An 11,163-nucleotide genomic window follows, 5' to 3' on the forward strand; every position below is an offset into this window, starting at 1 on the left:
AGCCATAACAAGCATGTCCGAGACACATCTGGATCTGAACCTGATCCCCTATCTGGTCGCGATGGAAGACACGCGCAACGTGAGCCGCGCCGCCGAGCAACTCGGTGTGAGCCAGCCGCGCGTGAGCACCGCGCTTGGGCGCCTGCGCGAATACTTCGACGATCCGCTGTTCGTGCGCACATCGAAAGGCATGGAGCCGACACCGCGCGCGCTCGCGATCCTGCCCGCCGCGCGCGACGCTTTGCTGCGCATCGAGAAAGGCATGCTCGACGTGCAGGATTTCGATCCGGCGACGAGCACGCACACGTTTTCGATCGCGCTGTCCGACGTCGGCGAAATCGTGTTTCTGCCGCGTCTTTTGCAGCTGTTCGGCGAGCGCGCGCCGTCCGCGAATCTGCGCTCGGTCACGCTGTCGCCGTCGCAAGTGGAACGCGGGCTCGAATCGGGCGATGTCGATCTCGCCGTCGGCTATTTTCCGGACCTGGCGGGCAACAACTTCTTTCAGCAGCGGCTCTTCACGCATCGCTTCATCTGCCTGATGCGCAGCGGACATCCGCTGTCGAAGGGGCCGCTCACGCTCGAGCAATACGTGGCGTCCGGCCATGCGGTCGTGCGCGCCGAGGGACGCAGCCAGGAAGTGCTCGAGCAGTACCTCGAAAAGAAGCGCATCAAGCGACGCGCGGTGCTCGAAACGCCGCACTTCATGAGCCTGCCTTTCATCCTCGCGCGCACCGACCTGCTCGCGACCGTGCCGCACGCGATCGGCTTCGCGTACGTGTCGGAGCATGCGTCGATCATGCTCGTCGAGCCGCCGCTGCCGCTGCCGCGCTTCGACCTGCGGCAGCACTGGCATCGCAAGTTTCATAACGATCCGCGCGGCAGCTGGCTGCGCGGCGTGGTCGCCGAGCTGTTCAACGATGCGATGGACGAATGGCCGAAGTAGCCGTGCGCAGCACGCCCGCGACTGCCCCGGCCGCGAAAGGGGCATCGGCACCTTCGGCGCAAAACATGGAACAATGACCTCAGTTACTGACCCCGCGCGCCGCGCAGCGTCGACGCGCGATCCAGGAGAGCGACGCATGACCAGCAGCAAGGCAAAGAAGACCAAACCCGTAGCAGCCGCCGAACGCCCGAGCCGCGAAGAAGCTGAGGCAGCCGTGCGCGTGCTGCTGCGTTGGGCCGGCGACGATCCGCAGCGCGAAGGCCTGATCGACACGCCGGCACGCGTGACGCGTGCTTACGACGAGTTTTTCGTCGGCTACCAGGTCGATCCGCGCGACATCCTCGCGCGTACCTTCTCCGAAGTGGACGGCTACGACGAAATGATCGTGCTGAAGGATATCCGCTTCGAAAGCTACTGCGAGCACCATATGGTGCCGATCATCGGACGCGCGCACGTGGCGTATCTGCCGAACCATCGCGTGGTCGGCATTTCGAAGCTCGCGCGCCTCGTCGATGCGTTCGCGAAACGGCTGCAGATCCAGGAAAAGATGACGGTGCAGATCGCCGATACGCTGAACGACGTGCTGCAGCCGGCCGGCGTGGGCGTGATTCTCGAAGCCGCGCATCAGTGCATGTCGACGCGTGGCGTGCACAAGGCGGGCGTCACGATGGTCACGTCGCGCATGCTCGGCACGTTCCGCACCGATCCGTCGACACGGCGGGAGTTTCTGGCGATCGTCGGGAATCCGGGCGTGGTGGCGATGCCGAATGCCTGATGAGGTGGATCCGGGGGCCGCTTGTGGTTCGTTGACGATGCAGCCCCCGCCCCTGCGAATCCAGCGTGCGCGCCCGCGCGCACTCTCTTCAAGCACACCGGCCACCTTGCGGTGGGCAGGCGGGGTTGACAGTTAGTTGCGTATTGACGATTGAGGCCGATGGTCGACACCGGCCGTCCACGCATGGCAGCCCAACAGCAGCAACAGGAGCGCCTCAATTGGTCGAGTTTCCGTTGTCGGCGGTTTCAACCTGGGGCAGCGCAATCGTGTTCGTCAACGTCCTGCTGACGCGCCTCGGCGTACCGATTCCGGCCGTGCCGATGCTGCTGTTCGCGGGCTCGGCGATCGCTGCGGGCACCCTGGCGTTCTGGCCGACCCTCGGCGCGGCGGTGCTGGGCGCATTGATCGGCGACGGCACCTGGTTCACGGCGGGCCGGCTGTATGGACGCAAACTGCTCGCGTGGCTCGGCCGCTTGTCGCCCGCCGTCGATACGAGGCTGGAAACCGCGCGCGCGCTATTCGAACGCTATGGCGTGCCGCTCGTGTCGGTTTCGAAGTTCGTGCCCGGCCTCGGCCTGATCACGCCGCCGCTGATGGGTACGACCGCCGTCGACATCCGCATCTACGCACTATGGGATCTGGCGAGCGTGATCGCGTGGGCGACGTTCTGGCTGCTCGGCGGCGCGGCCGTGGAACGCGAGGTGCATATGCTGCGCGCGTTCGTCGAGCAGCGCGGCGGCACGATCGCCGACATTCTTCTTGCGGTGGCGCTCGTCTATCTGCTCTACCGGCTGTATCTGCGATATTACGAACGGCGCCGGTTCATGCGAGCCACGGCGGCCCAAGCCGCGCCGATGCTGGCCGCGCCGACGCAGGCCTCATCGGCGAGTGCCGCCGCGTCGAGCATGCCGTGGCGCTGGCGGCGCTCCGGCCGCCTGAGCCGCATGGCGCCGTCCCGCGTGCTCGATGCGCGGCCCGGCGCTCCGCTGCTCGATCTGCGACGCCAGATTCCCGACGCGCGCGCGCTCGATCCGCATTCGCCTGAGCAGATCGACGGCGCGCTGCGCACGCATGACCTGGTCATCTATTGCATCTGCCCGGACAGCGCGACCGCGCTCGAAGTCTCGCAACATATGCGCAGCAATGGCTACACGCGGATTCGCGCACTGCGCGGCGGGCTCGATGCATGGCAGCGGCGTGGCTTCCCGGTGGGCTTGCTGGCTCACGCGGATGGTTCGGCCGCCGATCGGCCGCGCCCGGCGTTGCTGGACGAAACACCAGCGGCGGTGACGTTGCGCGGCCTCGCGCCGCGCAGTGCGGAGCGCGCCTGAATTGCGCTGCGTCGCGACAATCTGGGCCGGGAAGGCGCTCACGCTCACGCGAACGAACACCTGGCGTTAAGGCGCCGCCCCCGTGCGCGAGACCCCCTGCGTCGCCGAATACTCGTCCCACTGCGCCGACCGGGTGCGATTGCGCCCTTCGTTCTTCGCCACATACAACTGTCCATCAGCGGCCGCCAGTAGCTCGAGTCCGTTCGCGACATCCGTGGCGCTCGGCAGCGCCGTTGCGCAGCCGACGCTCACCGTCACCGCCTGCGGCGCATCGTGTCCGCGCACGATGACCTGGTTTTCCACCTTGCGACGAATCTGCTCCGCGACCGCGAACGCGCCCTGCGCGGTCGTATCCGGCAGCACCACCGCGAACTCTTCGCCGCCGTAGCGCGCGACCAGATCGGCCGAGCGCCGCGCCACGGACGCGATGCAATCAGCCACCGCGACCAATACCTCGTCGCCGCTCTCATGGCCGTAGGTATCGTTGAAACGCTTGAAGTGATCGATATCGATGAACAGCACCGACAACGGCTTGTTGTCGCGTCGCGCCCGCTTCCATTCGTCGTCGAGCCGCTTGTCGAGCACGCGCCGATTGCTGAGCCCGGTCAGCGGATCGGTCGCGGCAAGACGCAGCAGCGCGGCCTGCGCGCGCTGTTTGTCGCGCAGCGCGAACGCGAGCAGCCACGACACGACCACGAACACCGAGCCGAACGAGATGGTCAGCGCAGCGGCCACGTGGCTGCGACGCTGCCACGGCGCGAGCACGTCATCGACGGCGGGCGCGATCGCCACGATCAGCGGCGTGCCCGGTACGTGCGTGTAGGTGAAGATGCGACGCACACCGTCAACCCGCGAGACCGATACGTAGCTGCCGGAGTCGTGCACCGTCATCGGTGCGAAGGTCGGTGACTTTGCGACGCTGGTGCCGATAGCGCGCGCGTCGAACGGCTTGCGCGCGAGCAGCGTGCCGTCCGCCATCACGATGAAAACCGAGCCGTGCTCGCCGGTGTCGATCCGGTCCAGCAGGTGCTGGAAATACTCGATGCGGATCGCGAGCAGCGCGATGCCGGCAAAGCGGCCTTGCGCATCGTCGATGCGCCGCGTCAGCGCGATCGACAGCTCGCCGCCACGCAGCCGCGACATGAACGGATGCGAGAAATACAGGCCCGCCGCCGGATTGCGCTGATGCACCTGAAAGTAGTATTCGCGATCGTCGAGATGGACGGTGGTGTTGGCGTCGGCGTACTGCGCGGCGGCCACTTCACCGTCGGCGCCGACTATATACGCGCCGCCGAGAAACGCGGCGGTGGTCGCGCGATCGAACAGCCTCGCCTGGCGCACCGGGACCGGCGGCGTCCAGGTGAGCGGATCGCCCATGGCATCCACCATCGATTGCAGCGACAGACTATAAATTTCGACGTTGCGCGCGAGATCGGCGGAAATGATCGACACGAGGTTTTGCGACGTCTGGCGCGCATGATCGAGCATTTCGCGGCGGCCTTCGCCGACCTCCACCGCCGTCAGGATCGACATCGCCAACGCGACGAGCGTGCCGGCGACGCCGGCCACCCACGGGCGGTTGCCAACATAGCGGGTCATCCGCTCGAACGGCGCGCAACGTCAGGCGCAACGTCAGGCGCAGCCGATGACGCAGCGAAAGCCCATGCGGTGCCACGCTCCTCGCCTCCTTCGCGGACTATTCTTTCGGGCCGCAGCGCGGTGCGCCGTGCATTTTGGGCTGCGGATCCTCCGCGCTAGCGAGGACCGAACGCGCTCTCTCAGCCCAGTAGCTCCGACGCCGCGCGCAAGCGGCGTTTGCGTTTCCTGTCGAGCCAACCCAACGCGGCTTCGATGTGGTCCGCGTCGGCAAGCGACGCGGCATTGTCGCGCAACAGCGTTTCGCTGGCGACGGTATCGTTGAGCATGCCGAAGCGCTTCTGGATTTTTTTCAGGCGCTTGAGCGTGCGCTTATGGCTGGTTTTAAGCACCGGCCCGAAAAACTCGAACAGATAGCGCAGTTTCTTGCCCGCTTTTCTGACATCGTGAAAGGCTGCGTAATTCGAGCGTTTCGCATGGCGCGCGCGTTTGATGCGCTTTTTCAATGAGTGATCCGACGCCCCTATGCGTCGAGCGGCAAATTTGCGCAGCGCAATAGCCGAATCGTGCGTGGCGTGCAGTTGCGCGGAAGTGGTGGCCAACGCATCGCGCAGCAGGTGTTTGACGTCGGCGTTCAACAACGTCTCGCGGCTGGTCGCCAGCGTGTCGCGGCGCGCCTGCTCGAGCTTCGGCATCAATGCTTGCGCGCCGCTGTCCTGCTGCTTGAGCAACGCGATCAGGATGTCCCAATCGCGCGTTTTACCCGCCGCGGTGGCGAGAAACTTGTAGACCGCGCGTTGCCGGGAATTTTCGCCCTTGTCGAGCAGCGGTGCGAAAGCCCACCATAACGAACGCAAACGCCGCAGTGAAACGCGCAGTTTGTGCAGCGCTTCGGGTGACGCGTCGCCGTGCGCCCCCGCCGTGCACCCTGTTGGCGAGCCGGATTGCCTCATCGACGAGCGGCGCGGCATAGGAAGTGAAGGCACGCTGTGCCGGTTCGTGCTCTATCGGCTCGTTGACTGTCTCGCTGTCTTGTTTCATCGACGTTCCCGGGAAACATGACCTTACTTCCAGCGTAGCAAAAATGATGCTCAGGAGGATCGCGGCGCGTGTCAGCCGGCTCTTCCCTCACGCGTTGGCGCGTCGCGCCGGCAGCGTCTATCCTCGACCGATAGGATCGCGCGTTGCACGGTTCGGCGAGTGCTCCGGCTTGACGATGCAGTGTGCAGTGCGGCAAATGCCGCAAACAGACCATAGGAGGATGTATGCGAATACTCGTTGTCGGTGCGACCGGCCTGCTCGGTTCGCACATCGTGAGGCTGCTCGCCACCGAGCATGACGTGGTCGGCGCGAGCCGCAAAGGTTCGGCACTGCGCGTCGACCTGTCGGACAAACGCAGCATCGAAGCGATGTATGCGCAAGCCGGCAACTTCGACGCGATCATCTGCGCGGCCGGCTCTGCGAAATTCGCGCCGCTCGCGGCGCTTGGCGACGAAGACTTTTCTTTTAGTCTTGCCAATAAACTGATGGGGCAGGTCAATCTGGTGCGCTGCGGCGTGGACCATGTGTCGCAAGGCGGCTCGTTCACACTGACGAGCGGCGTGCTCGCGCAACAGCCGATGGAAGGCAGCGCCGCGGTCAGCATCGTCAATGCGGGTGTCGAAGCGTTCGCGCGCTCGGCCGCGCTCGAGTTGCGAGGCAAGGCCCGCGTCAATGTGGTCAGCCCGGGGTGGGTCGCCGAAACGCTCGAATCGATGGGCCGCGATCCGTCGCAAGGGGTACCGGCGGAAATCGTCGCGCAAGCTTATAAACGCACCCTCGGTGGCAGCGCAAGCGGCGAAGTAGTCAGCGCATCGTAAGCGCAACCGAAGCCCACTCGCCGCTCGCGCTATTCATCACTTGCTTAGTCCGGTTCGGACATCTTACTATTCCCGTCCGCCAGCCTGCGTAGTATTTACCGGCGTGAGCGGCGTAGCATAGGCCGCGCCGCGCCTGCTTTTCCCGCACCCCAATGCCGTCACGTAGTTGTCATCGTTGCGACACACAGCGAAAGCAGCATCAAACACTCTGCGACCACTTTTTGGGGCTCACGTCATGCCGGAACTTTCGTATCCGCAACCAGGCGCCGCCAGCGGCAAAGGCCGTAACGCGGGCCTGGTTATTTTCGTTGCCCTGCTCATCGCGGGCGTCGTGTACTGCGGCGTTCATCTGATAGACGATCTGCAGCCGGTACGCGAAAGCTCGGTACTGCCGTATCTGCTGCTCGGTGTCGCGCTGCTGATCGCGCTCGGCTTCGAGTTCGTCAATGGCTTTCACGATACGGCCAACGCGGTCGCCACCGTCATCTATACCCACGCGCTGACGCCGAATATCGCGGTCGTCTGGTCCGGCGCGTGGAATTTTCTGGGCGTGCTGACGTCGAGCGGGGCGGTCGCCTTCGGCGTGCTGCAACTGCTGCCCGTCGAGTTGATTCTGCAGGTTGGCAGCGCCGCCGGCTTCGCGATGGTATTCGCGCTGCTGATCGCCGCGATCATCTGGAATCTGGGCACGTGGTCTTTGGGCCTGCCGTCTTCGAGTTCGCACACGCTGATCGGCTCGATCATCGGCGTAGGTCTGATGAATCAGATGCTGCATGGTGCGAACGGCACCAGTGGCGTGGACTGGAACCAGGCGCTCGGCGTCGGCAAGTCACTGCTGTTTTCGCCGATCGTGGGCTTTCTGCTTGCGGGCCTGCTGCTGCTGATCCTGAAGGCCGTCGTGCGCGTGCCCGCGTTGTATGCCGAGCCGAAGGGCAAGGAGCCGCCGCCGTTCTGGATTCGCTGCCTGCTGATTCTGACCTGCACGGGCGTGTCGTTCGCGCATGGCTCGAACGACGGCCAGAAAGGCATGGGGCTGATCATGCTGATCCTGATCGGTACCGTGCCCACCGCCTACGCGCTGAACAAGGCAGTCACGCCGGCGCAAACGCAGAACTTCGTCGCGGTCGCGCATCAAACCGCGGCGACGCTGTCGCGCTACACGCAGGGCGCGGTGCCTTCCGCGGATCCGCGCGCCGACGTCGAGGCCTTCGTGCGCACCCGTCAGCTGACGCCCGCCACGCTGCCGGCACTGCAGCAGCTGACCGAGCAGATCGGTCGCCAGGTCGGCGAGTCGGGCTCGATGGCCGCGGTGCCGCAAGGCATCGTCGATAACGTGCGCAACAACATGTATGTCACCTCCGAGGCGATCCGTCTGATGCAGAAGGCCAATCAGCCGCAGTTCTCGCCCGAGGACGCGAAGATCATCGCCAACTTCAGAACGCAGATCGACCACGCGACCAAGTTCATTCCGCCGTGGGTCAAGGTGGCAGTCGCGATCGCGCTGGGTCTCGGCACGATGGTCGGCTGGAAGCGCATCGTCGTTACGGTGGGCGAGAAGATCGGCAAACAGCATCTGACGTACGGCCAGGGCGCGTCGGCTGAACTCGTCGCGATGGTCACGATCGGTGCCGCCGACGTCTACGGTCTGCCGGTGTCGACGACCCATGTGCTCTCTTCCGGCGTGGCCGGCACGATGGCGGCCAACGGCTCGGGTCTGCAATGGGCCACGGTGCGCAGTCTGATCCTCGCATGGGTGCTGACGTTGCCCGCGTCGATCGCGCTCGCGGGCGGGCTGTTCTGGGTGTTCCGTTCGGTGTTCTGAGTTCGCCGATCTGGCGGGGCGAAGCAAGAAGAAAAGCGCGGTACGCTGATATACGTACCGCGCTTTTTCGTTGGCCGGCTATTTCATACGATCCGCTTTTAATACACCTCGGGCACGATCATCGACTGAGGCACCGGCTGACGGCTATAGTCTTCGTGATAGACACGCGACGGCAAGTCGATCTGCGGATGCTCGATCTCGTGATACGGCACCTGGCTCAGCAGATGCTGAATGCAGTTCAGGCGCGCGCGTTTCTTGTCGACGGCCTGCACGACCCACCACGGCGCCTCGGGGATATGCGAGCGCTGCAGCATCACCTCCTTCGCCAGCGTATAGGCTTCCCAGCGGCGCCGGCTTTCCAGATCCATCGGACTCAGCTTCCACTGCTTGAGCGGATCGTGAATGCGGTTCTGGAAGCGGATTTCCTGCTCTTCGTCGGTGATCGAAAACCAGTACTTGAGGATCTGCACGCCGCTGCGCGCCAGCATCTTTTCGAACTCCGGCACCGAGCGGAAAAACTCTTCGTATTCCTCGTCGGTGCAGAAGTTCATCACGCGCTCGACGCCCGCGCGGTTGTACCAGCTGCGATCGAATAGCACCATCTCGCCGCCCGCCGGCAGATGCGATACATAGCGCTGGAAATACCATTGCGTGCGCTCGCGATTGTTCGGCGCGGGCAATGCGGCCACGCGGCACACGCGCGGATTGAGGCGCTGTGTGATGCGCTTGATCGCGCCGCCCTTGCCGGCCGCGTCGCGCCCCTCGAAGATCACGACGAGCCGGTGCCCGGTCGCGACGATCCAGTCCTGCAGCTTGACCAGTTCTCCCTGCAGCCGGAACAGTTCGCGGAAGTACTGCTTGCGCGCCTCGCGATGCTCGGTCGTCAAGCCGGCCGGGCCGTCGATGATGCGGTCGTCGACCTCCATTTCGAGTTCTTCGTCGTAGGCATCGATGAGGTCTTCCTCGAAACGGCGTTGCCGCTCCGCCATCAGTTCGATATCGGGTGTCGGGTCCGGCTCTTTCATTGCGGCTCTCCTCGCAACAGGAATGGGATGGCGCGCGGCGGCTAGCGCGACGCGGTCGCGTTCGATTATCGAAGCGCAAGGTGTCAGCCGTGTTACCGCGTGGGCGGCCGCTGCACATGCGTGGTAACCCCATGATAGCGAGTTTTGCCCCGACTTCCGTCGCTAGGGCAGCGGCCGCGCGAAGCTCAGTTCGTGGCCGTCCGGATCGGTGATATGAAAATAGCGCTCGCCCCACGGCGCATCCGACGGCGCGAACGTCGGCTGCAAGCCTGCCGCCACCGCCCTGGCATGGAACGCGTCGACGTCCGACACGTAGATGATCACGCGCCCCCACCAGTTGACCGGCGCGCGCGCATCGGCGATCAGGTTCAAATACGAACTGCCGAACGCGAACGACGTGAAGGCCTCGCGCGGACCGCCGAACTTGAGCGGGAAGCCGAGCGCTTCGTAGAACGCGACGGCGCGCCGCATGTCGCTGGTGGCGAGCGTGATCGCACAGAGCGACTCGATGCGTGGACCCGGCTGCGGGGATTGCGGCGCTGAAGCGTTAGATGCGGACATGAACAGGGTCTCCGTGGCGCGAGCGAGCGGCGAGCGACGGCCCGCCCGGGAAAGTGTCTCACGGGCAGTGGCCACCGGTCTGGCGGCGCGGCCGGGACACCGCCCACGCCCCCGGGATGCACTTGAAAACTCGCGCAGCGCCCCGCATCTCGGAGCCCGTCTATCCGGAGCATCGTTATGGGAAGCCGCCCACGCTTCATCGATGACCTGTCGAGCGCCGCATCCGACGCCCCCGGGCCCCAATCCACCGACCTTTTGACCCACGACGACGACGCGCTGCTCGACGCCTACTCCCGCACCGTGATCGGTGCACTGGAGCGCGTGCAGCAGGCGGTCGCGTTTATCGCCGTCGAACGCCGGCTGCCGGGCGACGCGTCCGCGCATGGGCGCGGCGCGCGCGGCGGCACCGGCTCGGGCTTCCTGTTCACGCCCGACGGCTACCTGCTGACCAATAGCCACGTCGTGCATGGCGCGACGCATATCCAGGTGACGCTGGCCGACGGCGCGAAGTTCGACGCCGATCTGGTCGGCGACGATCCCGGCAGCGATCTCGCGGTGCTGCGCATCGGTTCGCCGGAACCGCTGTCACATGTCGAACTCGGCGAATCATCGAAGCTGCGCGTCGGGCAGATCGCCATTGCGGTCGGCAACCCGCTCGGGCTGCAACAGACCGTGACGACCGGCGTCGTTTCGGCGCTCGGCCGGTCGCTGCGCTCGAACTCCGGCCGCATGATCTACGACGTGATCCAGACCGACGCGGCGTTGAATCCGGGCAACTCGGGCGGACCGCTGATCAATTCGGCGGGTCAGGTGATCGGCGTGAATACCGCGATCATTCCTGGCGCACAGGCCATCTGTTTTGCGACGGCGATCGATACCGCGAAGTGGGTCATCATGCAGATCTTCGCGCACGGTCGCGTGCGACGCGCGTATATCGGCGTGGCCGGCACGACGACGCCGCTGTCGCGGCGCGTGCAGCGCTACTTCGGGCTCGGCACGCAAAGCGGCGTGCGCGTGATGGAGATCGTCAAAGGCAGTCCGGCCGCGCTCGGCGGCTTGCGCACCGACGACACGATCGTCGCGATCGACGCGCAGCCGGTGCAGGATGTGGATGCACTGCAACGCACGCTCGATGCTTCGCGTATCGACAAGCCGGTCAACGTGACAGTGTTGCGCGGCGCGCAGCGGGTGGAGTTGACGGTGACGCCGGTGGAGCAGGCAGGGTGATGGGGGATTGCCGGGGGACTGCGG

10 protein-coding genes are annotated in these 11,163 nt (G+C 65.2%); 6 read left to right on the top strand and 4 right to left on the bottom strand.

The genetic code is table 11. From position 1 onward, the window contains the following. The first annotated feature begins 13 nt into the window (after positions 1 to 13). The 3 genes from F6X40_RS39945 to F6X40_RS39955 all read left to right on the top strand — a co-directional run bounded on the left by F6X40_RS39945 (position 14) and on the right by F6X40_RS39955 (position 3,049). Complete coding sequence (locus tag F6X40_RS39945; protein WP_187631669.1) at positions 14 to 943, top strand: LysR family transcriptional regulator; 930 nt, start codon at positions 14 to 16, stop codon at positions 941 to 943. A gap of 136 nt (positions 944 to 1,079) precedes the next feature. Beyond that, the gene (gene folE / locus F6X40_RS39950; protein WP_187631670.1) at positions 1,080 to 1,718 is read left to right on the top strand and encodes a GTP cyclohydrolase I FolE; all 639 of its coding nucleotides are present in this window, start codon (positions 1,080 to 1,082) and stop codon (positions 1,716 to 1,718) included. A gap of 218 nt (positions 1,719 to 1,936) precedes the next feature. Then, complete coding sequence (locus tag F6X40_RS39955) at positions 1,937 to 3,049, top strand: VTT domain-containing protein (protein ID WP_187631671.1); 1,113 nt, start codon at positions 1,937 to 1,939, stop codon at positions 3,047 to 3,049. A 66-nt stretch (positions 3,050 to 3,115) separates the two neighbouring features. Here F6X40_RS39955 and F6X40_RS39960 read toward each other — a convergent pair whose 3' ends face one another. Together F6X40_RS39960 and F6X40_RS39965 are read right to left on the bottom strand one after the other, a co-directional pair. Then, complete coding sequence (locus tag F6X40_RS39960) at positions 3,116 to 4,648, bottom strand: sensor domain-containing diguanylate cyclase (RefSeq protein WP_187631672.1); 1,533 nt, start codon at positions 4,646 to 4,648, stop codon at positions 3,116 to 3,118. 179 nt (positions 4,649 to 4,827) lie between these two features. Continuing rightward, positions 4,828 to 5,631: a CHAD domain-containing protein gene (locus tag F6X40_RS39965; protein WP_410452708.1), complete on the bottom strand. Its 804-nt coding sequence runs from the start codon at positions 5,629 to 5,631 to the stop codon at positions 4,828 to 4,830. A 279-nt stretch (positions 5,632 to 5,910) separates the two neighbouring features. Here F6X40_RS39965 and F6X40_RS39970 point away from each other — a divergent pair, with 279 nt between their 5' ends. Continuing rightward, entirely contained in the window at positions 5,911 to 6,504 is a 594-nt protein-coding gene (locus F6X40_RS39970; protein ID WP_187631673.1) for a short chain dehydrogenase, read from the top strand. Positions 6,505 to 6,739: 235 nt separating this feature from the next. After that, positions 6,740 to 8,326: an inorganic phosphate transporter gene (locus F6X40_RS39975; RefSeq protein WP_187631674.1), complete on the top strand. Its 1,587-nt coding sequence runs from the start codon at positions 6,740 to 6,742 to the stop codon at positions 8,324 to 8,326. 98 nt (positions 8,327 to 8,424) lie between these two features. Here the strand turns inward: F6X40_RS39975 and ppk2 are convergent, their stop codons facing one another. Both ppk2 and F6X40_RS39985 read right to left on the bottom strand, forming a co-directional pair. Continuing rightward, positions 8,425 to 9,351, bottom strand: a complete 927-nt coding sequence (ppk2, locus tag F6X40_RS39980) for a polyphosphate kinase 2 (RefSeq protein WP_187631675.1) — start codon at positions 9,349 to 9,351, stop codon at positions 8,425 to 8,427. Positions 9,352 to 9,513: 162 nt separating this feature from the next. After that, on the bottom strand, positions 9,514 to 9,912 hold the full coding sequence (locus tag F6X40_RS39985) for a VOC family protein (RefSeq protein WP_187631676.1): 399 nt from the start codon (positions 9,910 to 9,912) through the stop codon (positions 9,514 to 9,516). A gap of 177 nt (positions 9,913 to 10,089) precedes the next feature. On the opposite strand from F6X40_RS39985, the gene F6X40_RS39990 reads away from it, so the two are divergent. Further along, complete coding sequence (locus F6X40_RS39990) at positions 10,090 to 11,139, top strand: S1C family serine protease (protein ID WP_187631677.1); 1,050 nt, start codon at positions 10,090 to 10,092, stop codon at positions 11,137 to 11,139. The last annotated feature ends 24 nt before the right edge of the window (positions 11,140 to 11,163 follow it).

Origin of the sequence: Paraburkholderia sp. UCT31 (assembly GCF_014397655.1) — a bacterium.
GTDB lineage: Bacteria > Pseudomonadota > Gammaproteobacteria > Burkholderiales > Burkholderiaceae > Paraburkholderia > Paraburkholderia tuberum.